General features: G+C 74.6%; 27 protein-coding genes. 13 read left to right on the top strand and 14 right to left on the bottom strand.

The window, feature by feature from the left end; all coding sequences use genetic code 11:
- Positions 1-162: 162 nt before the first annotated feature.
- From CTKZ_RS04255 to CTKZ_RS04230, 6 genes are all read left to right on the top strand, one after another.
- Positions 163-519, top strand: coding sequence for an STAS domain-containing protein (locus tag CTKZ_RS04255; RefSeq protein ID WP_124341775.1), 357 nt, complete (start codon positions 163-165; stop codon positions 517-519).
- A 144-nt stretch (positions 520-663) separates the two neighbouring features.
- Positions 664-1851, top strand: coding sequence for an exonuclease SbcCD subunit D (locus CTKZ_RS04250; protein ID WP_124341774.1), 1188 nt, complete (start codon positions 664-666; stop codon positions 1849-1851).
- Positions 1851-5105: an AAA family ATPase gene (locus CTKZ_RS04245; RefSeq protein ID WP_124341773.1), complete on the top strand. Its 3255-nt coding sequence runs from the start codon at positions 1851-1853 to the stop codon at positions 5103-5105. Before CTKZ_RS04250 ends, CTKZ_RS04245 begins: the two co-directional genes overlap by 1 nt.
- A gap of 311 nt (positions 5106-5416) precedes the next feature.
- Complete coding sequence (locus CTKZ_RS04240) at positions 5417-5833, top strand: hypothetical protein (protein WP_124341772.1); 417 nt, start codon at positions 5417-5419, stop codon at positions 5831-5833.
- Between the two features lie 155 nt (positions 5834-5988).
- Positions 5989-6681 carry an LmeA family phospholipid-binding protein gene (locus tag CTKZ_RS04235; protein WP_124341771.1) on the top strand — a complete coding sequence of 231 codons (693 nt, stop codon included), beginning with the start codon at positions 5989-5991 and terminating at the stop codon, positions 6679-6681.
- Positions 6682-6743: 62 nt separating this feature from the next.
- On the top strand, positions 6744-7472 hold the full coding sequence (locus CTKZ_RS04230; RefSeq protein ID WP_124341770.1) for a M50 family metallopeptidase: 729 nt from the start codon (positions 6744-6746) through the stop codon (positions 7470-7472).
- A gap of 104 nt (positions 7473-7576) precedes the next feature.
- Here CTKZ_RS04230 and CTKZ_RS04225 read toward each other — a convergent pair whose 3' ends face one another.
- Complete coding sequence (locus CTKZ_RS04225; RefSeq protein WP_235843305.1) at positions 7577-8266, bottom strand: HNH endonuclease family protein; 690 nt, start codon at positions 8264-8266, stop codon at positions 7577-7579.
- Positions 8267-8787: 521 nt separating this feature from the next.
- Here CTKZ_RS04225 and CTKZ_RS04220 point away from each other — a divergent pair.
- From CTKZ_RS04220 to CTKZ_RS04205, 4 genes are all read left to right on the top strand, one after another.
- Entirely contained in the window at positions 8788-9186 is a 399-nt protein-coding gene (locus tag CTKZ_RS04220; protein ID WP_124341768.1) for a MerR family transcriptional regulator, read from the top strand.
- Between the two features lie 209 nt (positions 9187-9395).
- Complete coding sequence (locus tag CTKZ_RS04215; protein WP_124341767.1) at positions 9396-9800, top strand: DUF2809 domain-containing protein; 405 nt, start codon at positions 9396-9398, stop codon at positions 9798-9800.
- A 126-nt stretch (positions 9801-9926) separates the two neighbouring features.
- On the top strand, positions 9927-11432 hold the full coding sequence (locus CTKZ_RS04210) for an amino acid permease (RefSeq protein ID WP_124341766.1): 1506 nt from the start codon (positions 9927-9929) through the stop codon (positions 11430-11432).
- A gap of 74 nt (positions 11433-11506) precedes the next feature.
- Complete coding sequence (locus CTKZ_RS04205; protein WP_124341765.1) at positions 11507-12244, top strand: MIP/aquaporin family protein; 738 nt, start codon at positions 11507-11509, stop codon at positions 12242-12244.
- A gap of 224 nt (positions 12245-12468) precedes the next feature.
- Here CTKZ_RS04205 and CTKZ_RS04200 read toward each other — a convergent pair whose 3' ends face one another.
- Both CTKZ_RS04200 and CTKZ_RS04195 read right to left on the bottom strand, forming a co-directional pair.
- Complete coding sequence (locus CTKZ_RS04200) at positions 12469-12909, bottom strand: nitroreductase family deazaflavin-dependent oxidoreductase (RefSeq protein WP_124341764.1); 441 nt, start codon at positions 12907-12909, stop codon at positions 12469-12471.
- A gap of 61 nt (positions 12910-12970) precedes the next feature.
- The gene (locus tag CTKZ_RS04195) at positions 12971-13156 is read right to left on the bottom strand and encodes an antitoxin (RefSeq protein ID WP_124341763.1); all 186 of its coding nucleotides are present in this window, start codon (positions 13154-13156) and stop codon (positions 12971-12973) included.
- 138 nt (positions 13157-13294) lie between these two features.
- Here CTKZ_RS04195 and CTKZ_RS04190 point away from each other — a divergent pair, with 138 nt between their 5' ends.
- Positions 13295-13474, top strand: coding sequence for a DUF1918 domain-containing protein (locus CTKZ_RS04190; protein WP_124341762.1), 180 nt, complete (start codon positions 13295-13297; stop codon positions 13472-13474).
- A 75-nt stretch (positions 13475-13549) separates the two neighbouring features.
- Complete coding sequence (locus tag CTKZ_RS04185; protein WP_235843299.1) at positions 13550-14884, top strand: alpha/beta fold hydrolase; 1335 nt, start codon at positions 13550-13552, stop codon at positions 14882-14884.
- A gap of 42 nt (positions 14885-14926) precedes the next feature.
- Here CTKZ_RS04185 and CTKZ_RS04180 read toward each other — a convergent pair whose 3' ends face one another.
- The 9 genes from CTKZ_RS04180 to CTKZ_RS04140 all read right to left on the bottom strand — a co-directional run bounded on the left by CTKZ_RS04180 (position 14927) and on the right by CTKZ_RS04140 (position 21060).
- Positions 14927-15163, bottom strand: a complete 237-nt coding sequence (locus CTKZ_RS04180) for a helix-turn-helix domain-containing protein (protein WP_124341761.1) — start codon at positions 15161-15163, stop codon at positions 14927-14929.
- Positions 15160-15819, bottom strand: a complete 660-nt coding sequence (locus CTKZ_RS04175) for a hypothetical protein (RefSeq protein ID WP_124341760.1) — start codon at positions 15817-15819, stop codon at positions 15160-15162. The genes CTKZ_RS04180 and CTKZ_RS04175 overlap by 4 nt, the downstream gene beginning before the upstream one ends.
- A gap of 197 nt (positions 15820-16016) precedes the next feature.
- Positions 16017-16451, bottom strand: a complete 435-nt coding sequence (locus CTKZ_RS04170; RefSeq protein WP_124341759.1) for a type II toxin-antitoxin system VapC family toxin — start codon at positions 16449-16451, stop codon at positions 16017-16019.
- Positions 16448-16690, bottom strand: a complete 243-nt coding sequence (locus CTKZ_RS04165) for a YlcI/YnfO family protein (RefSeq protein ID WP_417282005.1) — start codon at positions 16688-16690, stop codon at positions 16448-16450. The genes CTKZ_RS04170 and CTKZ_RS04165 overlap by 4 nt, the downstream gene beginning before the upstream one ends.
- Positions 16691-16723: 33 nt before the next feature.
- Positions 16724-17752: an LLM class flavin-dependent oxidoreductase gene (locus CTKZ_RS04160; protein WP_160142822.1), complete on the bottom strand. Its 1029-nt coding sequence runs from the start codon at positions 17750-17752 to the stop codon at positions 16724-16726.
- Positions 17753-18110: 358 nt separating this feature from the next.
- A complete protein-coding gene (locus CTKZ_RS04155) occupies positions 18111-19073 on the bottom strand; it encodes a glycoside hydrolase family 113 (RefSeq protein WP_124341757.1) in 963 nt (320 codons plus the stop codon).
- A 74-nt stretch (positions 19074-19147) separates the two neighbouring features.
- Positions 19148-19579: a VOC family protein gene (locus CTKZ_RS04150; protein ID WP_124341756.1), complete on the bottom strand. Its 432-nt coding sequence runs from the start codon at positions 19577-19579 to the stop codon at positions 19148-19150.
- 57 nt (positions 19580-19636) lie between these two features.
- The gene (locus CTKZ_RS04145; RefSeq protein WP_124341780.1) at positions 19637-20389 is read right to left on the bottom strand and encodes a uracil-DNA glycosylase; all 753 of its coding nucleotides are present in this window, start codon (positions 20387-20389) and stop codon (positions 19637-19639) included.
- A 131-nt stretch (positions 20390-20520) separates the two neighbouring features.
- On the bottom strand, positions 20521-21060 hold the full coding sequence (locus CTKZ_RS04140) for a TIGR00725 family protein (protein WP_124341755.1): 540 nt from the start codon (positions 21058-21060) through the stop codon (positions 20521-20523).
- Positions 21061-21194: 134 nt separating this feature from the next.
- Between CTKZ_RS04140 and CTKZ_RS04135 the strand changes: the two genes are divergently transcribed.
- The gene (locus tag CTKZ_RS04135; RefSeq protein ID WP_124341754.1) at positions 21195-21413 is read left to right on the top strand and encodes a hypothetical protein; all 219 of its coding nucleotides are present in this window, start codon (positions 21195-21197) and stop codon (positions 21411-21413) included.
- Between the two features lie 88 nt (positions 21414-21501).
- On the opposite strand, the gene CTKZ_RS04130 is transcribed toward CTKZ_RS04135, so the two are convergent.
- Both CTKZ_RS04130 and CTKZ_RS04125 read right to left on the bottom strand, forming a co-directional pair.
- Positions 21502-22122 carry an L-threonylcarbamoyladenylate synthase gene (locus CTKZ_RS04130; RefSeq protein ID WP_124341753.1) on the bottom strand — a complete coding sequence of 207 codons (621 nt, stop codon included), beginning with the start codon at positions 22120-22122 and terminating at the stop codon, positions 21502-21504.
- Between the two features lie 51 nt (positions 22123-22173).
- On the bottom strand, positions 22174-24228 hold the full coding sequence (locus tag CTKZ_RS04125; RefSeq protein WP_124341752.1) for an elongation factor G: 2055 nt from the start codon (positions 24226-24228) through the stop codon (positions 22174-22176).
- Between the last annotated feature and the right edge of the window lie 180 nt (positions 24229-24408).

The raw sequence follows: 24408 nt of genomic DNA, 5'->3' as shown, positions 1-24408 counted from the left end.
CGAGCGGTCGATTCTTGACGAACACCGCGGAACGGGCGCGGCGCGCGGGGAACGTATCTCGACCGGCGGCCGTTGGGGCTCTCGAGTGGCGGCGTCGGCGATGGCAGATACCGTCGTCAGGCCGCCGGGCCCCCTGGTCCGGACGTGCAGGAGTGAGGAGCCATGGAGCTGATCGACCACACCGCCGCCGCCGGGACGATCCGGGTCGACGAGCAGGACGGCCGCACGGTCGTCGTCCTCGTCGGGGAGGTCGACGCCGCGCTGCGCGACGAGGCGAGCGCGACCATGGCCCGCGCCCTCATCAGCGGTGACCCCGTCGTGGTCGACACCACGCACGCCACGTTCATCGACTCCTCCGGCATCGCCTTCGTCCTCCAGCTGCACCTCGCCGCCCGCGAGGCCGGCATCCCCGTGACGCTGCAGGACCCGCACCGCGTGCTGCGCGACGTGCTCGAGATGATCGGCATGGGCGACGAGTTCGCCGCCGAGCCGCCCCTCGCGGTGCCCGAGCCCGCCTGACCCACCGGCCGCGCTCCAGCGCGGCTGACCCGGCGACCGCGCGGCGGGCGCGAGCCGTCCACAGCCCGGGATCACACGCGCGCGTCCACGACGCTCCGGACCGCCTGGGCCGTCGTGTCGGACGCGGCGGTTAGCGTCCTCGGCATGCGGATCCTGCACACCTCCGACTGGCACCTCGGTCGGACGCTGCACGGGGTCGACCTCCTCGACCACCAGGCGGCCTACCTCGACCACCTGGTCGAGGTCGTGCGCGCCGAGCCCGTCGCGGCCGTCGTCGTCGCGGGCGACGTGTACGACCGCGCGATCCCGCCCGTGGAGGCCGTGAGCCTCCTGTCCGACACGCTCGCGCGGCTGTCGGAGCACACCACCGTCGTCGTGACGTCCGGCAACCACGACTCCGCGACCCGCCTCGGCTTCGGGTCGGCGCTCATGCGCGAGCGCGTCCGGCTGCGCACCCGCGTCGCCGGTCTGCACGAGCCCGTCGCGCTCGGGTCCGACGACGGCGAGCTGCTCGTCTACGGCCTGCCGTACCTCGACCCCGACACCGTGCGCGGTGCGCTGACCGAGGACGGCCCCGACGGCGAGCGGCGCGTGCCGGCGCGGTCGCACGAGGCCGTGGTCGGCGCCGCGATGCGGCGGGTGCGGGCCGACGTCGACGCACGCCGCTCGGTCGGTCGTGGGCGGCGTGTCCGCAGCGTCGTCGCGGCGCACGCGTTCGTCGTGGGCGGCGTGGCCTGCGAGTCCGAGCGCGACCTCGCGGTCGGCGGCGTCGAGCACGTCCCCGCCGGTGCGTTCGCCGGCGTCGACTACGTGGCGCTCGGCCACCTGCACGGCCCGCAGCGGGTCGCCGGCCCCGACGGCACCACGCTGCGGTACTCCGGGTCGCCGCTCGCGTACTCGTTCTCCGAGCTGCGGCACACGAAGTCGACCGCGCTGGTCGACCTCTCCGTCGACCAGCCGTCCGTCGAGCTCGTGCCCGCGCCCGTCGCGCGCCGGCTCGCCGAGGTCACGGGCACGCTGGACGACCTGCTCGGCGCCGCGGGCGAGCCGCACGTCGACGACTGGGTCCGCGTCACCGTGACCGACACGCACCGCCCGACCGACCTCTACCGCCGCGTCACGCAGCGGTTCCCGCACGCCCTGGTCGTCCAGCACCGTGCTCCCGAGCACGTGCGGTCGACGGGCGCGACGCTCGTGACCGCGGCGCACGACCCGGTCGACGTCGCCGCGCAGTTCGTCCGGCACGTCACGGGCGCCGACGCCACGGACGTCGAGATCGACGTCCTGCGCCGCGCCTACGAGGACGTGCTGGCCGCGGAGCGGAGCGCCTGATGCAGCTGCGCACGCTCACCGTGCAGGCCCTCGGGCCGTTCGCCGGTCGGCACACCGTCGACTTCGCCGCGCTCGCCGCATCGGGGCTGTTCCTCCTCGACGGCCCGACCGGTTCGGGCAAGTCGACCCTGATCGACGCCGTGGTGTTCGCGCTCTACGGCAAGGTCGCGTCCGCCGACGCGAGCGACGACCGGCTGCGGTCCGCCTACGCCGCCGACGACGTCCCGACGGTCGTCGACCTCACCTTCGAGGTCGCGTCGGGCGTGTACCGGGTGCGGCGCAGCCCCGGCTACGACCGTCCCAAGAAGCGCGGCACCGGGACCGTGCGGCAGCAGCCGTCCATCACGCTGTGGCGGCTCGCGCCCGACGACGACGGCAGCGGCGACCTCGACGACGTCCCCACCGGCGAGGTGCTGTCGACCCGGCTGGACGAGGCCGGTGCCGAGCTGCAGCGCGTGGTCGGGCTCGACCGTACCCAGTTCGTGCAGACGATCGTGCTGCCGCAGGGCGAGTTCGCGCGGTTCCTGCGCGCCGACCCCGAGCAGCGCCGCGCGCTCCTGCAGAAGATCTTCGGCACCGAGGTGTACGACCGGATCGGCCGGCGGCTCGTCGAGCTGCGGCGCGAGTCGGCCGAGGCCGTGACGACCGCACGCGCCGGACTCACCACCGCCGCGGCGCACCTCGTGGGCGCGGCGCGGCTCGACAGCGACGCGGCCGACGCGCTCCGGCTCGAGCTCGACCAGGCCGTCGCCACGGGCACCGTCGACGCGGTGGACGGTGCCGTCGGGGCCCTCACGGCCACCGTGACCGACGCGGCGGTCGCCGCCGAGGCCAGGGCGTCGTCCGCCGAGCATCGGCGCGCCGACGCGCGCACGGCGCTCGACGAGGCGACCCGCACCGACCACCTGCTGCGCCGCCGCGACACGCTCCGCGCCGAGCAGGCCGCGCTCGACGTGGCCGCGCCCGTGCACCGTGACACCCAGGCGCGCCTCACGACCGCACGTGCCGCGCAGGCCGTGCGGCCGCTGCTCCGCCGGTCCGACGACGCGCGCGTCGCCCTGGAGTCGGCAGTCAAGGCGCTCGACGCCGCGATCGACGCGGCACCCTCCGACCTGGCGGGCCTCGCGCGGTGGTCCGGGCCCGACGCTGCTGATCCCGACGGGTCACCGCCTGGCGCCGAGGAGGCCGTCGCTCTGTCGCGCGGAGGCACCGCGACGACCGGCGAGTCGGTGGGTGTCCGGGCGGGGCGCACCCGGCTGGCGGACCGCGGGACCGACGGATCGGCGCAGCCGACCCTCTTCGACGACCTCACGGTCGAGGCGGTGCCGCCGACGGTCGAGCGACGTCGGCTGCTCGACGCGGCGCGCGAGGAGTCGGTGGGCCAGGCGGCAGCCGTGGAGCGGCTCGTCGCGGTCGAGGCTGGGCTCGAGGCCCGTCGGCAGGAGGTGCGCGCGCTCCGCGCGACGGTCGACGACCTTCGTGCGGAGATCGCCGTGCACGACACCTGGCTGGCGACGCGCGCGCACGAGAGGACCGCGCTCGTCGACGCGCACCGCGCGGCAGCGGACCTCGCCGCGTGCGTGCCCGAGAGGGCTGCCGCCGTCGACGCGCTCGCGCAGGTCGCGGCCGCGCTCGTCGCGCTCGACGACGTCACCGATCGGCACACGGCTGCGGAACGGCACCTGGCGGTCACGGCACGCGCCGCCGCGGGCGCCGTCAAGGCTGAGGCTGCGCTGCGGACCACGCGGATCGCCGGCCTGGCCGGTGAGCTCGCATCGGCGCTCGCGGACGGCGACCCGTGCCCGGTGTGCGGGGCCGTCGAGCACCCGACGAAGGCCGCGCTCGGGGTCGACCACGTCACCGCGGACGCGGTACAGCAGGCGGAGGACGCGCGGGTCGCCGCGGAGCGTGACGTGCGGACGGCCGAGGCCGAGGTCGTGCGGTGCGCCGAGCAGGTCGCCGCCCTGGTCCGCCAGGTCGACGGCGCCACGGCCGAGGACGTCGCGACGCGGCTCTCGGCGGCGCACGAGTCGCTGGCCGCCGCCCGTGCGGCTGTCACGAAGGCCGAACGCCTCACCCGCGACGTCGAGGGCCATGACGCGGAGACCTCCCGACGGACGGAGCAGCGGCAGCAGGCGGTCACCGCGCTCGCCGCCGCCGAGGTGCGCGTCGAGGCGCTCGTCCAGCAGCTCGACGCGGCCGAGGCCGACGTGGTCGAGGCGCGCGCCGGCCACCCGACGGTCGCCGCCCGGCACGCCGCGCTCCGGGGACGGGCCGCCTCCGCAGGCGCGCTCGCCGACGCGCTGGTCGCCGTCGAGCAGGCGCACACCGACGACACGGTGCGCCGCACCGAGCTCGCCGACGCGCTGGCTGAGCACGGCTTCGCGGACGCCGACGAGGCGCGCGACGCCCTCCTGGAGCCCGCGGTGCTCAACGAGCTGACGTCGACCGTCGAGGCGTACCTCGCCGCGGTCGCGCGCGTGCAGGCGGGCCTCGCGGACGGCACGCTCGCGGACCTGCCCGACGACCTCGTGGTCGACCTGGCCGCCGCACGCGAGGTCGAGCGCGTCGCGCGACTCGACCACGAGGCCGCAGCCGGGGAGGCGCGCAGCGCACGCGACCGGGCCGACGCCGTCGAGGCGGCCACCGCCTCGGTCGCCGCCGCCGCGCGCGTGCTCGTCGAGCGGACCGCCGACCACGCGCCGATCGCACGGCTCGCCGCGGTCGCCGGTGGGACCGGTAGCGACAACGCGCACGCCCTCTCGCTCGCCACCTACGTGCTCACCCGTCGGTTCGAGGACGTCGTCGCGGCCGCGAACGACCGGCTGCTCGGCATGTCCGACGGGCGGTACGAGCTCGTGCGCAGCGACGTGAAGGAGGACGTCAGCACGCGCCGCACCGGTCTGTCGATGCGCGTCGTCGACCACCGGACCGGGCACCCGCGCGACCCGCGCACCCTGTCGGGAGGCGAGACCTTCTACGTCTCGCTCTGCCTCGCGCTCGGGCTCGCCGACGTGGTGAGCGCCGAGGCGGGCGGGATCGACCTCGGCACCCTGTTCGTCGACGAGGGGTTCGGCTCGCTCGACCCGCACACGCTCGACCAGGTGCTCGCGGAGCTCGGCCGGCTGCGCGCCGGCGGACGGGTCGTCGGCGTGGTGTCGCACGTTGAGACGCTCAAGCAGGCGATCCCCGATCGCATCGAGGTCCGCCCGACCCCGCACGGTCCGAGCACCCTCACGGTCCGCGCCGGCTGAACGCGCGGAGCCCACGACACGCGAGCCTCCGACGCGCTCGCGGTTCAAGCCCTCGGAGCGCTCGCCCGTCGAGACCCGGAAGTGCTCGCAGGACAGACGCGAACCCGCGCGCCCGCCGGTCGGGATGACCGCCCCGCGCCCGGGGGAGGCGCGGAGCGGGTGTCGGTCGGTCGACCTGCCCGGGCGGGACGACCTGCGGCGGAGGTCTCGTGCAGGTCGTCCAGGCCGCGGTCCGGCAGTTCGTCCGAACCTGTGGCGTGCGTCACATGCGCCACCTAGCCTGGGGGAAAGCGTCGACGAAGGACCTCACGATGTCGTGGGTATTGCTGGCCGCAGTGCTCTTCGTGCCGGCGCTCGTCTTCAGCGCCCTGTGGTCGCTCCTCCCCGGCGCCGACGAGCCGCCGCGGTGGCGCGTCGTGCTCGCCGACCGGCTCGAAGGCTGGGCGCACCGGCTGCGTCCGGTACGCCCCGTGCCGCCCAACCCGTTCGACGCGCTGCGCGTCCAGGAGCGGCTCGGCGCCGTCGCGGACCACGTGCGCGAGCTCGAGCTCGACCCGCACACCTTCGCGCGGGCGGAGCGGATCATCGCGTCCCAGCTCGCGTACGACCAGCTGCTCGCCGAGGCGTGCCGGCTGGCGGGGGTCGAGGTGCTCCCGCGCCCTAAGGGCGACCCGGCCGAACGGTTCCGCGAGGAGGTCGAGCTCGCCGCACGCGGGTGGACCTGGTGAGCGCGCCCTGCGGATGTGCGCCGAGGTCAGGGCCCCTACGGTGGGCGCGTGCACACCCGGACCGAGCCCGCGACCACCCCCGACCCGAGCCGCGCACCTGCGCCCGCCGTGCACGCAGCGCCTGAGGCGGCCGTGCTCATGGCCGGGGCGGGCCGATGAGCGGGCGGGCGGTCGCGGTCGTCGTGTCGACGGTCGTGGTGCTCGCCGCGGGGGTCGTGGTCGCGGACCGGGTCGCGGCGTCGACGGCCGAGCGGCGCGCCGCCGAGTCGGTCCAGGCGAACCTCGACGTCACGGGGACCCCGACGGTCGCGATCGACGGGTTCCCGTTCCTCACGCAGGTGCTGGCCGGCTCGCTCGACCACGTGACCGGCAGCGTCGACGGCGTGACGCTCGACGGCGGTCTCACCGCGACGGACGTGACCTTCGACGCGCAGGGCGTGAGCACGTCCGAGCCGTACACGGTCGCGACCGGCTCGATCACCGGGACCCTTCCGACCGCGACCATCGAGCAGGTCGTCGCGGAGCAGGCGGAGCTCGACGTCACGGTCGCGGTCGACGGCGACTCGCTGGTCGCGTCGGGCGAGGTGCTCGGAGTCGCGCTGTCGGCGGCCCTCGAGCCGCGCGTCGAGAGCGGTCGGCTGCTCGTCGACGTCGGGCAGATGTCGCTGGGCGGGCTGACGATCACGGTCGACGACCTCCCGGAGCGCGTCGCGTCCCGTCTCCGCGGGCTCGAGGTCCCGGTGACGGGCCTGCCCGAGGGGCTCGTGCTCTCGAGCGTGCAGGTCGTCCCCGACGGTGCACGCGTCACCGCCACGGGCGAGGACGTCACGCTCACCGCCCAGCCCTGAGGCGTCGCCGGTAGGGTCCCCCTGCCTGCGGACACGCTGCGGGCGGGACGCCGAGGAGAGCCGTGGACTGGTGGAACGAGACGTGGCAGTCGGTCACCACACCGCTGCCCGTGCCGGACACGGCCGTCGTGGTCGTCACCGCCGCCGTCGTGCTGCTGGCGCTCGTCGTGCCGCAGCTCTGGCATCTCACGCGGCACGCGCTCACCATCGTCCACGAGGCCGGTCACGCGGCCGTCGCCGTGCTCGTCGGGCGACGCCTGTCCGGCATCCGGGTGCACTCCGACACCTCCGGCCTGACGGTCTCGGTCGGCAAGCCCCGCGGTCCCGGCATGGTCGCGACCGCCGCCGCGGGCTACCCCGCACCGGCGCTCCTCGGGCTCGGTGCGGCGTGGTTGCTGTCGCAGGGTTACGCCGTCGCGCTCCTCTGGCTGCTCGTGGTCGTCGTGGCGCTCGTGCTCGTCCAGATCCGCAACTGGTACGGCCTGTGGTCCGTGCTCGTCAGCGCGGCGGTGCTCGTCGGCGTGACGGTGTGGGGCTCGGCGGCGGTGCAGTCGACGTTCGCCTACCTGGTCACGTGGTTCTTCCTTCTCGGTGCTCCGCGGGCGGTGCTCGAGATGCAGTCCGGGCGGCGGCGCGTCCGGCGCCGGGGCGGCTCCGACGTCTCCGACGCCGGGATGCTGGGCCGTCTGACCCACCTGCCGGGGCTCTTCTGGGTCGGTGTCCTGCTCCTCGTCTGCCTCGCGTGCCTCGCGTTCGGCGGCGCGTGGCTGATCGGCCTCCAGCTCGCCTGAGACCCACCCGGCATCGCGCTCCCACGCGCCTCTGCGTCCACCTGCCTCGGCGCGTCCGCCCGCCCTCCGCGCGTCCTGCCGTCTCGCCGTCGGGTCCTGCGCTCTCACGTCGTCGCGCACCCGCCGAGGGCGTGCGCGAGGGCTCGCCGTTCGTCGCGCGTGACGGACAGGTCGTACGCGGACTTCACGAGCACCTGCCGCACGGCGTACGCGCAGCGGTACCCCGTGTTCGGCGGCAACCACTGCGACGCGTCGGCGGCGCCCTTGTCCTGGTTGGTCCCGCCGTCGACGGCGAGCAGGTTCGCCGGGTCGTTCGCGAACGCGGTCCGCGCGGTGTCCGTCCACCCGGCCGCACCGGCGGCCCACGCGTCCCCGAGCGCGACGACGTGGTCGATCTGGACGTCGCCGGACGCCGTACCGCGCACGAACGCCACCGGACGTCCGGTGTACGGGTCGTCGAGGGTCCCGCGGAGCACGAGGCAGTCGCGCGTGCCGGGCTTGGTCACGACGTCGGTGAGATCGCGCCGCAGGACGTCGTTGCGGGTGTCGCAGCCGTTGCGGTCGACGTCGGCCCATGCCTGCCCGAACGCGTCACGGTCGTACGGGTCGGTCGGCGGCGGTCCGCGCACGTCGAGCGCCGCGAGCGCGGCACGCGCGACCGTGAGGTCGTCGGGGTGCACGGGGTAGCGCGCCGACGAGCGCGCCTGCGTCCACGCCGGGATCCCCGTCCCGAGCGCGACGCACAGGACGAGCACGCCGACCGACGTGCGACGCGCGCGCAGGTGCCGACGCACCGCCCGGATGCGCGACGCGGCGAGCCCGCTCGCGGACGCGGCGTGAGCGTGGGCGCGACCAAGGGCACGGGGGCGGGGGTGCCGACCGCGGGCCGGACGGCTCCTGCCCACCGGAGGGCTCGTGCAAGGCCTGTGGGCGCGCGTGGTCATGGAGGCAGCCTCCGCCGCGATCGGCGGGCTCGAGCCGTCGCCGTCGCGAGCGGTGGATGAGACTCCTCATGAGCGGGCTGTGGGCGGGTCGGCTGAGCGCGGGGTGGGGGTGTGAGCCGGGCCTCGACGCGTGGCGGCCGGCGCAGACGACGGGTCGGCGCAGCGGGCGGTGGGCCGAGGGTGGGTCGGGCAGCGGCCGGTGGGCGGGTGAGCCGAGGGTGGGTCGGCGCAGCGGGCGGAGGGCGGGTGAGCCGAGGGCGGGCGGAGGACGGGTGAGCCGAGAGCGGGTCGGCGGAGCGGGCGGACCGCTCGGCGTCGACCGTGGCCGTGGTCTTGACTTCGAGTGCGCTCGAAGCGCCACCATCGGACCCATGAGCGTCGTCGCGGAGCGCGTCAGCCTGAGCATCGCCGAGGCAGCGGAGGCCACGGGCCTCACGGCCCACACGCTGCGCTACTACGAGCGCGACGGGCTGCTGCTCGACAACGTCGACCGGGCCGCGTCCGGCCACCGCCGGTACACCGAGCAGGACCTCGGGTGGATCCGGCTCGTCACGAAGCTGCGGGCCACGGGCATGCCGGTGCGCGAGATCCGGCTGTACGCCGACCTGGTCCGCGCGGGTGAGGGCAACGAGGACGCGCGGCTCGCACTCCTGCGGGCGCACCGGGACCGCGTCCGTGCACAGCTCGACGAGGTCGCCACGCACCTGCTCGCGATCGAGGGCAAGATCGCCGTCTACGAGGGGACGTCGGACACCTGCACGTCCGCGTGACGTCCGCGCCGCCCGGAGCACCGTCGCGCCACGCTCTCACCCAGTCCGAGCGGCGGCGCATCCTGCTCGTGTCGGCTCGAGGTCGGGTGCGGCGACCGTCTCGCGGTCCGAGGGGCGGCTCCCGCCTGCGCCGATCGTCCGTCCGACCTGCACCGTGCCTCCACGCGCTCGCCGGCCGGGCCACGCGCGGCCCTGCCTAGGGTGTGCGCGTGCCTGCCCGACCTCGCCGTTCGCTGCTCCTGGCCGCCGCGGTCGTCGTCGCCGCCGGGCTCCTCGTCGCGACGCGGGCGACCGGACCGGTCGCCGATCCGACGGGTGACGCGCTGTACGCGGCGCTCGTCTACGTGCTCGTGCTGCTCGTGGGCCCCCGGGTCGCGCCGTGGCGGGCGGGCGCGGTCGCGACGGCCGTGTGCGTCGCCGTCGAGCTCGCGCAGCTGACGGGAGCGCCGGCCGCGCTGGTGCAGGCGGTGCCGGTGAGCCGGTTCGTCGTGGGGACGACGTTCGTGCCGGTCGACCTGCTCGCGTACGGGCTGGGTGCGGCGCTCGCGACAGTGGTCGACGCGTCGGTGCTCCGCATGGTGCGCAGGTCCCGGGAGGGGAGTCCGACCCGCTGACACACTGAGCCGTCCACAGCCCCGGAAGCGCGCGTCGGTGTCCACAGGCCGCTCGTGCCGGGGTGCCGAGCACACGCATCCCCGGCATGCTGTCCCACGTCAGCGCACGCCGGCGAAGGGGCTGAGATGGCGACGTCGACGAGCATCTTCCGACGCAAGTCCGTGGAGGACTCGCTCGCCTCCGCGGAGGACCCGGACCGCCACCTCAAGCGGAACCTCACCGCCTGGGACCTCGCGATCATGGGCGTGGCCGTCGCGGTGGGCGCGGGCATCTTCTCGGTCGGCGCGACGGCCGCCGCGAACTACGCGGGCCCCGCGGTCATCCTGTCGTTCGTCATCGCCTCGATCGTCTGCGCGCTCGCCATCATGTGCTACGCCGAGTTCGCGTCGACGCTGCCCGTCGCAGGCTCCGCGTACACGTTCTCGTACGCGTCGATGGGCGAGTTCGTCGCGTGGATCATCGGCTGGGACCTGATCCTCGAGATGCTGCTGGCCGCAGCGGTGATCGCGAAGTTCTGGGGCGTCTACCTGTCCGACGCGTTCGGGCTGTTCGGCATCGACGTGCCGACGACGCTCGAGCTCGGCCCGGTCGACGTGGAGTGGGGGCCCGTCGTCATCGTCGCGATCTTCACGACGCTGCTCGCGATCGGCACCAAGCTCAGCGCGCGCGTGAACAGCGTGTTCACGATCATCAAGGTCGGTATCACGGTGTTCGTCATCGTCGCGGGCTTCTTCTACGTCAACGCCGCCAACTACTCGCCGTTCGTGCCGCCGTCGCAGCCGGCCGAGGGCGCGTCCTCCCTGGAGCAGCCGCTCACCGCGTTCCTGCTCGGCATGGACCCCTCGATGTACGGCGTGATGGGCATCCTGTCCGGCGCCGCGCTCGTGTTCTTCGCGTTCATCGGCTTCGACGTCGTCGCGACGACCGCGGAGGAGGCGCACGAGCCGCAGCGCACGATCCCGCGCGGCATCCTCGGCGGCCTCGCCGTCGTGACCGTGCTCTACATCCTCGTGACGATCGTGGTCACCGGGATGGTGTCGTACACCGACCTCGCCGCGTCGGACTCGCCGTCCCTCACGACGGCGTTCGTGCTGGTCGGCGCGGACTGGGCGGGCCGGATCATCAGCGTCGGTATCCTCGTGGGCCTCACGTCGGTGCTCATGGTGCTGCTGCTCGGCCTGACGCGCGTCGTGTTCGCGATGAGCCGCGACGGGCTGCTGCCGCGCGGCATGTCCCGCACGTCCCCGCGGTTCCGGACACCCGCCCGCCTGCAGATCGGTGCCGGCATCGTGGTCGCGCTGATCGCAGGCCTGTCCGACGTCGAGCTCCTCGAGGAGATGATCAACATCGGCACGCTGTCGGCGTTCGTCCTCGTCAGCTTCGGCGTCCCGATCCTCCGCAGGCGTCGGCCCGACCTGGCCCGCGGCTTCAAGGTGCCGTGGTCCCCGGCGCTGCCGATCATCGCGGGCGTCGCCTGCATCTGGCTCATGCTCAACCTCACCGCGCTGACCTGGGTGCGGTTCGCGGTGTGGCTTGTCATCGGCGTCGTCATCTATGCGGTGTACTCCTACCGGCACTCCGTGGCCGGACGCGAGCAGACCGACGAGCCCGCGACCGCCCGGACGCCCTGACCGACCCGACGACGTGACGACCGCGCCGCAGCCCGGCGCGTGCGACGAGCGAGCCCGCAGAGGAGACGCACCCGATGGACCCGTCCTACGCGCTCTGGATCCGCGTGACGTGCGAGTTCATCGGCACCGCCATCCTCATCATCCTGGGCAACGGCACCGTCGCGAACGTCCACCTCAAGGGGTCGAAGGGCTACCGCGGCGGGTGGTCGCTCATCGCGATGGGGTACGGGTTCGGCGTGATGATCCCGGCTGTCATGTTCGGCGGGATCAGCGGCAACCACATCAACCCGGCGTTCACCCTGGGCCTCGCCGCGTGGGGCCTGTTCCCGTGGTCCAACGTGCCGTACTACATCGCGGCGCAGATGCTCGGCGCCATGGCCGGGCAGCTGGCCATCGTCGTCACGCACAAGCCGTACTACGACGCGACGACCGACCCCGACGACATCCTCGCGACGTTCTCCACGGTCAACGCCGCCCGGTCGCGGCTCAACGGGTTCGCGAACGAGCTGCTCGGCTCCGTGATCCTGTTCTCGTGCGCGCTCGGGATCGTCCACTCGCCGCTCACGACGACCGAGCCGGGGCTGGCGCACGTCGTCATCGGCTTCCTCGTCTGGGGCCTCGTCGCCGGGCTCGGCGGGCCGACCGGCCCCGCGCTCAACCCCGCGCGTGACCTGGGGCCGCGCATCGTGCACGCGCTCCTGCCGCTGCGGCACAAGGGCGGCTCGGACTGGCGGTACTCCTGGGTGCCCGTCGCGGCGCCGATCCTCGGCGGGCTGCTCGGCGTCTGCGGCTGGAAGCTCCTGCTCGGCTGACGCGCGCGCACCCGCACGTCAGGGGTAGCGCGCGGGCTGCCGAGGACGGGCTCGCACGACGCGGGCGTGCGGGAGCGGACGAGCGACGGGCCGGCCGGGACGCGGGCGTGCGGGAGCGGACGAGCGACGGGCAGGCCGGACGCGGGCGTGCGAGAGCAGACGAGCGACGGGCCGGCGCAGACGCGGTGTGCGTCGCAGCCGGCCGTCTGCCCGTCGTCGACGGGTCAGGGCTCGATCGGCGTGAGGACGAAGAGCGGGATCCGACGGTCCGTCTTCGTCTGGTAGGTGTCGTACGCGGGCCAGACCGCGGTCGCGCGCGCCCACCACTCGTCGCGCTCGGCACCTGTCGCCTCGTGCGCCTCGTAGTCGCGCCTCACGGCACCGTCCTGCAGCTCGACGTGGGGGTGCGCGACGAGGTTGTGATACCAGGCGGGGTTCTCGGGGGTGCCGCCCTTGGACGCGACGACCGCGTAGCGACCCTCGTGCTCGACGCGCATGAGCGCGTTCTTGCGGAGCTTGCCGCTCGTCGCCCCGACTGAGGTCAGGACGATGACGGGCTTGCCCTGCAGCGTGTTCCCCTCGCGGCCGTCGGTGGCCTCGAAGAGCTCGGCCTGCTTGCGGGCCCACTCGGACGTGCTGGGTGCGTACTCACCGGTCAGAGGCATGCTGGTCGCAACCTTCGGTCTCGTGGCGTCATTCCCGCCGCGCACGCCGGACGGGCGGAGGTCAGTGCTTCTTCTGCTGGTCGAGGAAGTCCTTGGCCTTCTCCACGACCTCGTCGACCTTCGCGTCGGTGCCGTCGTCCGTGCGTGACTTCACGACGCCCGCCGCGCGGTCGAGCGCGTCCTTCGCCTGCTCCTCGTGGCCCTGCAGGGCGCCCTTCGCCTTGCTGACCAGGTCGTCGATGCCCATGTCGTCTCCTGCCGGCTCGTGGGGTCGCCGGATCGCCCCGGCACCCGTCAGTCTGCGTGCCCCGCGGCGGGCCCGCCCGTCGGGAGACGTGGTGGGCGCGGGCCGCGGTGTCTAGCCTGGGTGTCGAGGTGAGCGACGATGCACGCTGAGGTGGGTGACACGGTGGTCGTCCACGGCCGGACGGTCGGGACGACGGATCGCCGCGGGACGGTCGTGGAGGCGCGCGGCTCCGACGGGCCGTACCTGGTGAAGTTCGACGACGGGCACGAGAGCCTCGTCTTCCCGGGTCCGGACGTGTCGGTCGAGGCACGGGCCTGAGCCGAGCCGGACGGCGGGCGCCGACGGTGGTGGGCGGTCGACCGGTGGTCCGCGCGGGCCCCTACGCTGACGCGCATGGGTGAGCGGCCGGGCGGCGACGGGCAGGACGACGGGTACCGCATGACGGGGTTCGTCGTGCGCGACCACCGGGTGCGCGTCCCGGTCGACCGTGCTGACCCGGCGCGGTTCGGGGAGATCGAGGTGTTCGCGCGCGAGGTCGTCGACCCGCGTCGCGCCACGGAGGACCTGCCGCTGCTGCTGTTCCTGCAGGGCGGCCCCGGCGGGATGGGCCCGCGGCCCGCGCAGGGCGGCTGGCTCGCGAAGGCGCTCGAGAAGCACCGCGTGGTGCTGCTGGACCAGCGCGGGACGGGCCGGTCGTCGCGTGTGGACGCCCGCACGGTCGAGCGGATGACGGCGTCCGGTGCCGACGCGGCGACCGTCGCGGACTACCTCGCGTGCTTCCGCGGCGACGCGATCGTCGCGGACGCCGAGCACCTGCGTGCGACCGTCTTCGGCGGGAGGCGGTGGGCGACGCTCGGGCAGTCCTACGGCGGGTTCCTCACCATGACGTACCTGTCGCGGCACCCCGAGGCGCTGACCCGCTGCTACGTGACGGGTGGCCTTCCGCCGCTGACGGTCGACGCCGAGACGGTGTACCGGCACACGTTCGACCGGCAGGAGGCGCGCAACCGCGAGCTCGCACGTCAGCACCCCGACGACGTGGCGCTGCTCGGCGCGCTCGCGGACCGGACCGCCGCCGGGGACGTGGTGCTGCCCGGCGGGGACGCGCTCAGTCCGGAGCGGCTGCAGGCCCTCGGGATGTCGCTCGGGATGAGCACAGGGATCAGCGGCCTGCACTGGCTGCTCGACACGGCGCTCGACGACGCGACGGGCGAGCCGTCGGTGCCGTTCCTCGCCGAGGTCGCGGCGCGCACGGGCTTCGAGACGAACCCGCTGTACGCGGTGCTGCAGGAGGTCATCTACCACCAGGGCGAGCGCACGGGCGGGTGGGCGGCAGCCGCCGAGCACGACCGGCGGTCCTCGTTCGTGTCGTCGGCGCGCCCGCTGCTGCTCACGGGCGAGGCGATGTACCCCTGGATGTACGCGCAGCAGGCGGCGCTGCGCCCGTTCGAGGCGGCCGCGCACCTGCTCGCCGAGCGGACCGACTGGCCCGAGCTGTACGACCTCGACCGGCTCGCGTCCAACGACGTGCCCGTCGCGGCGGTGCAGTACTACGACGACCCGTACGTCGACCTCGACCTGGCGCTGCGCACCGCGGACGTCGTCGGGAACGTGCAGGTGTGGATCACGAACGCGCACCTGCACGACGGGCTGCGCGTCGCGGGCGACACGATCCTGCCGCGCCTCGTCGACCTGGTGGACGGCGTCTGGTCGGTCACGGGCCGCTGATCGGAGCCGGACCCGGACCTGCGCGCCGCGTGCACCGGGCGGTCACGCGTCGGGTGGCACGACCTCCAGGAGGTCGCCCGGCTGGCACCCGAGCACGTCGCAGACCACGGTGAGCGTGCTGAACCGGACGGCTCGCGCCCGGCCGTTCTTGAGCACGGACAGGTTGGCGACGGTGATCCCGGTCAGCGCGGCGAGCTGAACGAGCGTCATCCCGCGCGCGTCGAGCAGGGCGGCCAGGTGGGAGACGACGCGATGCGTGCCTTCGTCGTCGACGCTCACACCAGTCCTCGGACGTCGGCGGCCAGCCGGCTGCCTCGGCGGGTCGCGGCGGCGAGGGCGATGAGCAGCAGGGCCAGGAGCAAGGGCCACCAGGTGACCTCGAAGGCCGGTGCGAGCCAACCGGTGGGCATCTCGAACGAGCCGGTCGACGACCACCGTGGGGTGCCCTCGATCGCTGCGACGATGCGGGCGGCCGCGAGACGGTCGCCGACCGTGGCCAGCGCCCAGGCCCCGGCGACGACGACGGCGGCGAGCAGGAGTCGCCGGTCGTTGCCCGGACCGAACGGGCGACCCGACGCGGTGCTGCGCAGCACGGGGACGAGCAGCAGCCCGACGCTGCCGCCCGCGACCAACCCTCCCCACGCCCCGGCGGTCGCGAGGAGCGCGCTGAGAGCGTCGCCCGTCGTCCCCGCCAGCAGGCTGCCCGAGCGACGGACGGGCAGCGGCTCACCGGCCGGCCAGACGTCGGGCGACGCTGCGGGCTCGCACGAGGAGCCGTCCGCCATCGTCCAGCCGTCGACGCATGGCACGAGCGCGTCCGTGTACGCGACGGGGGCCGTGAGCCGCACGGGAGCCTCCGCGGCGGTGCCGCGGTCGTCCGCAGCGAGCACGGCGATGACGACGCCCGCGACGACCGCGAGGGCCGAAGCGACCATCAGTGCTCCGACCAGGAGCGCGGAGCCCCACGTCCGAGCCGACCGCTCGTCCACCTGCTCGTGCTCAGCCGTTGCCGACATCGCCGCACCACCATCTCGATAGTCGATGTGTTTCGGCGCCGAACATATCGACGATCGAGACGTCCGGGGAGGTCGGTCACCCGGTCGCCGCGGTGGCGGCGGCGGACGACCGAGTGTCAGGGCGAGTCGACAGCCGTGACCCAGCGCAAACCGGGGAAACGCGCGAAGTCGCGGTCCTGGGACACCCACGTCGCCCCGTGCTCGATCGCGACGGCGGCATGCTGCGCGTCGGACACCAGGTTCCCGCGTGCGTTCGCCGCTCGACAGAGCTCGCCGACGAGGTGCCAGTGCCGCGGACCGGGCCCCACCCGCACGACGTTGGGGTGGTCGAGGAGGCCCTGGACGAACCCGAGCGCCTCGTCGACGGTCGACGGTCTGACGAAGACGCGCGGGTGGGTGAGGACCCGCACGACACCGCCGAGGATCGCATCGGTGACGCCGAACGCGTGCGGGCCGGGAACGTGCTCCTCGACCCAGGCGCGCAGCTCGGGGTGCTGGACGGCGTCCGCCCGCACCGCGCCCACCAGCACGTTGACGTCCGGCAGGATCACCGCCCCTCCATCACGTCGAGCAGCGCAGCGCCGTCGTCGAGCTCGACCCCGGGCTGGAGACCGCCGCTGCCGGTGGGGACGACGACGAAGTCGACGCGGGCTGGCGCGTCGGAGGCGTGTCGCCGCAGTGCGTCGCGCAGCGCCTCCTCCACGAAGGACGTCATCGTCTCCCCCGATGCGGCAGCGGTCGACTTGACCTCGCGGTACAGGGCGTCAGGCAGAATCAGCGTCGTGCGCACGCACATCACCATATCGGCCATATGCGAATATGACTACTCGCACCCCGTCCAGCCGAGATGGGGGGCGACGGAGGTCGCGACGTTCTCGAGGATGCGGCGGCTCATCGCGTGCGACGCGTTCGCGGGCAGGACCACGTCGAGGCCGGTCGCCTCGCGCAGCGCGACGTCGGCCCGCAGGCTCTCGACGACCGCGTCCGCCGGGCCGTGGTGGGTCGGCGAGAACACGCCGAAGCCGGCGCCGGGGTGGGGGCGGCCGCGCGAGTCGAAGCGGCCCGCGTACCAGGCGACGTACTCCGCGAACAGGTCGTCGTCGGCGGGTGTGACGCTCGGCAGCACGATGCGGCCTGCGACGACGCGCGGCGTCCGGCCGGGCACGTCGAACGCGTCCTTGTAGGCGAGGATCTGGTCGCGCTGACCCTCCTCGAACGAGCGCCCGTCGTCCTCGGTGTTGAGGGTCGAGACGAGCAGGTCCATGCCCTGCTCCGCGGTCCGCACGGCCGTGGCACGCGATCCCGGGCCGTACCAGACGCGGTCCGCCAGACCGGGGCTGTGCGGTGTGACGGTCAGGGGCGTGCCCGGCTCGGCGATCGGGAAGCCCGACGACGGCGCGACGGCCACGGGCTCGCCGCGCAGCGCCGCCCGCAGCCGCGTGATCCGGTCCTGCGACTCGTCGTCGAACGAGCGCTCTCCCGCGCCGTACACGCCGTCGAGGACCGCGGCGGCCGGCTTGATCCCGCCCGCGACGCCGAGCTCGAGCCGCCCGCCCGACAGCAGGTCGACCGTCGCGGCGTCCTCCGCGACGGACACCGGGTCCGCGTAGCGCATCGGCAGGACGGCCGTGCCGAACCGCAGGCGGGTGGTGCGCTCGGCGATCGCCGAGAACAGGGGGAACGGCGACGACAGGAACCGTTCGAGGTGCCGGACGCGCACCCAGCCGACGTCGTAGCCGAGCTCCTCGGCGAACCGGAACAGGTCGACCGCGTCGCGCAGCGAGCGGCCGGCGTCGGCGGGGTCGTCGTAGGGGACGAACGTGAGGAACGAGAGCTCGAGGCGCGGCGTCACGTGCGCACGGTACGACGCAGGGTCCGTGGTCGGCGGACGGCGGCTCGCGCGTCCCACCGGTCGGTCGGCGTCAGCCCCACCAGCGCCACCAGCGCGGACCGGCGGGGACGCCCTCCGGTCGCGGCCGCGGCTCGCCGGCATCGGGCGCGGCGTCGGTGCCGCGCGGATCGGTCCCCGAGGGCTTCGGCGGGTCGGTCGCAGGGTGCGTGGTGTCGGGCGCCGGGTCGGTCCTCGCAGGTCGCGTCCCGCGCTCGCGTGCTTCCTCGCCCTGCGCCGGTGCCGTCTCCATGTCGGCCAGCGTGGAGGGGATCCTGGCGGGTGGCCAGCGGAATCGTCGTCGACCACCCGCCCGGCGTCGTCAGACGCGCGTCGTGGTGCGCTCCGCGTACGCCTCGCGGACGGTGGCCTCGGCGGCCTTGCCGTACATGCAGTAGTCGTCGTTCGTGGCGGCGTCCGCCTCGTCGTACAGGGACGCGGGCCAGTCCCACAGCATGAAGCCCTGGACCCACGGGCGGCGCGCGCTCGCGGTGAAGGCGGCCTCGTACCAGGCGACCTGCGCCCCCTGCGACGGCGCCCCGCGCAGCGACCAGTCGTTCGGCAGCGCGGGCGACCCCTCGCGGCTGGGGCAGCCGGCCTCCATGAAGAAGAACGGCTTGCCGAACCGCTCGACGACGGGCTCGATGCGGTCGAGCTGGTTCTCCCAGTCGTCGACGGGGTAGTAACCGGAGGACGAGATCACGTCGACGGCGTCCCACCAGGTGACGCGGTCCTCCTGGTACTTGTCGCAGTTGTACGTGACGAGGCCGTCGTACACCTCGCGGACCGAGGCGACGAGCGTGCGCCACTCGTCGGCCCGGCGGTCCGTCTGGACCATCTCGCAGCCGATGCAGAGCATCTCGACGCCCTCCTCGGCGGCGATCCGCGCGTGGTGGACGACGTAGGCGGTGTACGACGCGAACCAGTCGCGCCACGTCGGCTCGCACGGGACGTCGTGGTCGAAGAAGTTGATGTGCGCGCGCCAGGTGCCGTCCGCGACGTTGACGACCGGCTTGAGGACGACGCGCAGGCCGCGGGCCTTCGCGGCGCGGACCGCCCACCGGACCTCGTCGTCGGTGACCGTGGGCGGCTCGGTCCAGCGGACGTCGACCGACTGCGCGGTGTCCTGGTAGGCGGCGAACGTGATCGCGGTCCAGGTGACGCCGAGGCGCTCGACCATGAGGTCCATCGACCGCTCGGCCGTCGGGCCGGCCCACGTGCCGCGGACACCGGTCCAGCCCCATGTCATGCCGGCGACGTACCCGCCGGGGATCTGGTCGCTCATGTCGCCTCCCGTCCCGACGACGCTCCGTCGCGACGTCTCCGGACAGCGTAGACGACTTTCTCAGTCTGCTGAACTTAGTCGACCGCGGGTGGCGCGGCGTGCATCCACGGCGTGTAGGTGAGGCCGACGAGCAGACCCTCCGGGCTCAGCAGCCGCGAGGTCGTCTGCCCCCACGGCTCCTCGGTCGCCCCCCGCAGCACCCGGTGGCCCGCAGCCGCGAGCTCCGCGACACCCGCCGCGACCGCCTCGACCGACGGCACGTCGAGCTCGAGCCACGCCTGCGGCACCGGCACGTCGGCCGGCCACGCGGACGACCCGAACGTCGACTCGGCGGCCTGGGCGAGCGGCCACAGCGCGAACGCCTTCACGCCGTCGAGCGAGTCGTTGGTGAGGTAGCCCGGAGCGGGCTCCTCCAGCGGGATGCCCAGGCCGCCCTCCCAGAACGCGCGCGCGGCGGCGCCGTCCCGCGTGATCGGACCGAACCCCGCGACGAACGCGACCTCCACGTCGACCTCCCCGCACGCCCCGCCGCGCGACGCCCGCGCGGTCCGGTGCGCCCGACGCTAGACCTCGCCGCCCACGGCGAGCACGCGCGCGCGCTCGAGCACCGCGTCCAGCATCGCGGGCGTCAGCCGGCCCGTGAAGGTGTTCTGCTGGCTCACGTGGAAGCAGCCGAGGAGCGTCAGCTCGGTCCGCCCCCGGCCGGCGTCCGGCCGTCGCAGCCGCACCTCGACGCCGTGCCCGAAGGCCGGTCGCGGACGGGGCACGTCCCACCCCTGCTCGGCCAGCGTCGTGAGCACCGCCTGCCACCCGAACCCGCCGAGGACGACCATCACGCCCGCGTCGACGAGCTCGACCTCGCGCGCCAGGTACGGCCCGCACGTCCGGCGCTCGGCGGGCGTCGGCGCGTTCGCGGGAGGCGCGCACCGTACGGGAGCCGTCACGCGGATCCCCGTGAGCGTCAGACCGTCGTCGGCGCGCACCGACAGCGCCTGCGACGCGAACCCCGTCCGGTGCATCGACGCGAACAGGAAGTCGCCCGACCGGTCGCCCGTGAACATCCGGCCTGTGCGGTTCGCGCCGTGCGCGGCGGGCGCCAGGCCCACGACGAGCACGCCCGCCTGAGGGTCGCCGAAGCCCGGGACCGGTCGTGCCCAGTAGGTCTCGTCGCGGAAGGCGGCGCGCTTGACCTCGGCGACCTCCTCGCGCCACGCGACGAGCCGCGGGCACGCGCGGCACCCGACGACCAGCGCGTCGAGGTCGTCGAGGGTCGCGGCGTCGCGCGCGAGCAGCGGGCGTCGCGCATCGTCGGGCAGGGCTCCGTCCGACGGGCGCGACGACCCGCCCGTCGTCGCGGCGGTCGTCGAGGTCGCAGGTGTCGTCGAGGTCGCGGGAGTCGTCGCCGTTCGGCGCGCCCGCCGCTGGCGCGGGGCGCCGGTCGCGTCCGTCACCGGCCGCCCCCGAGCAGGTCGTCGACCGCCTCGAGCGCGGCGCGTGCGTCGGGCACGTGGTGCACCGCCGGCCGGGCCGACGTCCCGCCGGTCAGACGCTCCGCGGTGACGCCCGGCGGCGGTCCCGGCTCGTGCCCGTCAGCCGCGCGGACGACCCAGCCGCCGACAGCGATGACCGGCACGCCCGCCCGGACGGCGAGCGCGACCTCGCTCAGCGTGCCCCACGACCCGCCGACGCTCACGACGACGTCGCTCGCGCGCACGAGCAGCGCGTTGCGGACCTCGCCCAGCCCGGTCGGGAGCGCGACGGTGAGCCACCGGTTCCCGGCGTCGCGGTCGTCGCCCGGCAGCAGCCCGACGACCGTGCCGCCCGCGTCGTGCGCGCCCCGCGCGACGGCCGCCATGACGCCGCCGAGCCCGCCGCACAGCACCACATGACCGAGCGCGGCCAGCCCGCGCCCGACCTCCTCGGCGACGTCCAGGTCGACGCCCGACGCCTCACCCGGTCCGACGACGCCGACGTGCCCGCCGCTCATCGCACCTCCCGCACGTCCGCCCGTCCCCCCATCGGACCACACCGCGACCGGATCGGGACCAGTTCGTGACCTGGGAGGCTTTCCTGGCAGCGCGACCACCCCGCATCCTTCCGGCACGTCGAAGGAGGCGAGACATGGAACGAGCCGTCACGGGTTCGTCCGACGAGCCGGTGGTCCGGGTCGGCTGCTACTGCGGCTGCCCGACGTGTCCCGGGACCGGCAGCGCCCCGGCGGACGCGTCCGACGCGGAGTGGTTGCACCGCGTGCTGCCGCCGTCGACGTCGCAGCCGTGGGTGCTGCTGCCGTTCGGCGCGGTCTGGTCGGGGCGCTCGACGGTCGACGTCACCGACTGAGCCGAGGGGCGTCAGCCCTCCGTCGACCGCCGACAGAAGACCGCCCGCCGCAGACCGCCGCCGGTCGGCGAAGGGCGACCGGCGGCGCTCAGGCGAAGCGCGACGCGTCGCCCGCACCGACGCGGACGACCTCCGGCGCGTCCTCGGTCCAGTCGACGACGGTCGTCGGCACGGTGCCGCAATCGCCGGCGTCCACGACGGCGTCGACGACGTGGTCGAGCTCCTCCTTGATCTGCCAGCCGTCGGTGAGCGGCTCGTCCTGGCCGGGGAGCAGCAGCGTCGAGGAGAGCAGCGGCTCGCCGAGCTCGCGGACGATGGCCTGCGCGACGCGGTTGTCGGGGATGCGCACGCCGACGGACCGCTTCTTCGGGTGCGCGAGCCGACGCGGCACCTCGGGCGTGGCCTTGAGGATGAACGTGTACGGCCCGGGCGTGGCCGCCTTGATCGCGCGGAAGGCCGCGTTGTCGAGGTGCACGAGCTGCCCGAGCTGCGCGAACTCCGCGCAGACGAGCGTGAAGTGGTGCCGGTCGTCGAGGTGGCGGATGCGGCGGATCCGCTCGGCGCCCTCCTGGTCGCCGACCCGGCAGCCGAGCGCGTAGCAGGAGTCGGTCGGGTAGACGACGAGACCGCCGTTGCGCAGCAGGTCGACGACCTGCGTGATCGCCCGGGGCTGGGGGTCCTGCGGGTGGACGTCGAAGTAGCGGGCCATGCGCCCGAGCGTAGGCCCGGCGGCCGCGACGTCGCCGGTCGGACGGGTGCGTCAGGCGGGCACGAGGTGGTCGGGGCAGACCTCGAAACGGTCGGGGGTCACGGTCAGCTCGGCGCGGCCGCCCGTGAGCGAGCGCAGGTCGAGCGCGTACCGGGAGAGCTCGGCCTCGGGCACGGACGCCTCGATCCGGACCGTCCCGTCGTCGAGCGACGCCGTCGCGGTGATCCTGCCGCGCCGCGACGACAGGTCGCTCATGACGTCGCCCTGCGCGGCCGTGGGGACGACGACCGACACGTGGCAGATCGGCTCGAGCACCACGGTCCCGGCGGCGGCGAGCGCCTCGCGCACTCCGGTCGCGGCGGCGGTGCGGAACGCCATGTCGGACGAGTCGACCGAGTGCGACTTGCCGTCGTACACCTCGACGCGCAGGTCCACGACGGGGTACCCGTGCGGGCCGCCGTGCTCCATCGCCTCGACGACGCCCTTCTGCACCGCGGGCAGGTAGCCGCGCGGGATCGCCCCGCCGACGACCTTGTCGACGAACTCGAACCCCGACCCGTGCGGCGCGGGCGAGACGCGCAGCTGCACGACCGCGTACTGCCCGTGCCCGCCGGACTGCTTCTTGACCTTGCCCTCGGCCTCGACGGGCTTGCGGATCGTCTCGCGGTAGCCGACGGGCACGGGCGACGTGCGCACGTGCACGCCGAAGACGCGCGCCAGGCGCTCCAGGGCGACGGCGAGGTGGGTGTCCCCGAGGCCGCGCAGGATCGTCCGGTCGGTGCTGCGGTCGACCGTCAGCGTGGTGTCCTCGGCGACCAGCCGGGTCAGCGCGGCGGACAGCCGGTCGTCGTCGGACTGCGTGAGCGGCTCGAGCGCGAGCGCGTACACGGGCGGGCGGGTGCGCGGCGGGACGGCCGTCATGGCGGCGCCCGGGCCGGTCCGGTCCGCGAGGAGCGACCCCGACGGCGTGCCCGTGAGCTTCGCGACGGCCGCGACGTGCCCCGCCGGGACGGTGTCGACCGGCACGTGCTCCTTGCCGCGCAGCCGGAAGAGCCCGGGGATGCGCTCCTCGGTGCGGGTCGTCGTGTTGACGAGCTTGTCGCCGGGGCGCAGCGTCCCGGACAGCACACGCAGCAGCGTCACCTGCCCGACGAACGGGTCGGCGAGCGTGCGGAACGCGTGCACCAGCACCGGGCCGTCCGGGTCGGCCGCGACCTCGACGACCGTGTCGCCCGCGAGCACGCGCGACGTGCGGTCCGCGGGGGACGGCGCGAGCTCGCACAGCAGGTCCGCGAGCCGGTCCACGCCGACCCCGGTGACCCCCGAGACGACGAGGACCGGGAATGCCTCCCGGTCCCTGACCTCGTGCGCGAGCGTCCGCTCCAGCTCGGCGGCGCTCGGTACGTCGCCCGACAGGTAGCGCTCCAGCTGCTCGTCGTCGTGCGCGACGATCTCCTCCGTCACCTCGTCGTGCAGGCGGTGCTCCTCGTCCACGACGTCGGCCGGCAGCGGCTCGCTGTGGTGGTGACCGTCGGCGTCGTACGCGAGGCCCTCCTCGGTGAGCACGTCGGCGACGCCCGTGAACGCGGACTCCTCGCCCAGCGGCAGCTCGAGCGGCACGAACCCGTCACCGAACGCCGCGCGCAGGTCGGCGACGACGTGCCGGAAGTCCGCGCGGGCCTTGTCCTCCTTCGTCACGACGACGATCACGGGGAGGCTCGCGTCCGACGCCGTGCGCCACGCCGCGTGGGTGCCCGCCTGCACGCCGTCGACCGCGCTGACCACGACGAGCGCCAGGTCTGCGGCCGACACCGCGGCGTCGCACGCGCCCACGAAGTCCGGCGACCCGGGGGTGTCGAGCAGCGTCACGTCGTAGTCGCCGTCCGGGGCGCGCCATCGGAACGGCGCCACGCCCAGCCCGAGGGAGATGCCGCGCGCGACCTCCTCCGGCTCGTGGTCGCTCACCGTCGAGCCGTCCTCCACGCGCCCGGGCCGGGTCAGCACCCCGGCCTGGTGGAGGAGCTCCTCGACGAGCGTCGTCTTGCCCGCGCCGGCGGCGCCCAGCAGGGCCACCGTGCGGATCCTCGGCGTCGTTGCCTGGTCCATCGTCGTCTCCCGGCCGCCTCCCGGCGGTTCCCCGGGGGCACGTGCGACCACACTAGCCAGACCGGCGCGGGCGCGGCAGGACGAGAGGCCCTGGTGCCCGCGACGGCCGCGTGCCGGGTGCTGACGCGGCTCCGGCGCAGTCCTGGCGAGGACGGCGACGGGCCCGGGCCCCCCCCCCCG

It is taken from the genome of Cellulomonas algicola, from assembly GCF_003851725.1.
Lineage (GTDB): Bacteria > Actinomycetota > Actinomycetes > Actinomycetales > Cellulomonadaceae > Cellulomonas > Cellulomonas algicola.
Note: the sequence above shows the minus strand (reverse complement) of the source record. Positions and strands in the feature narration are given on the sequence as shown.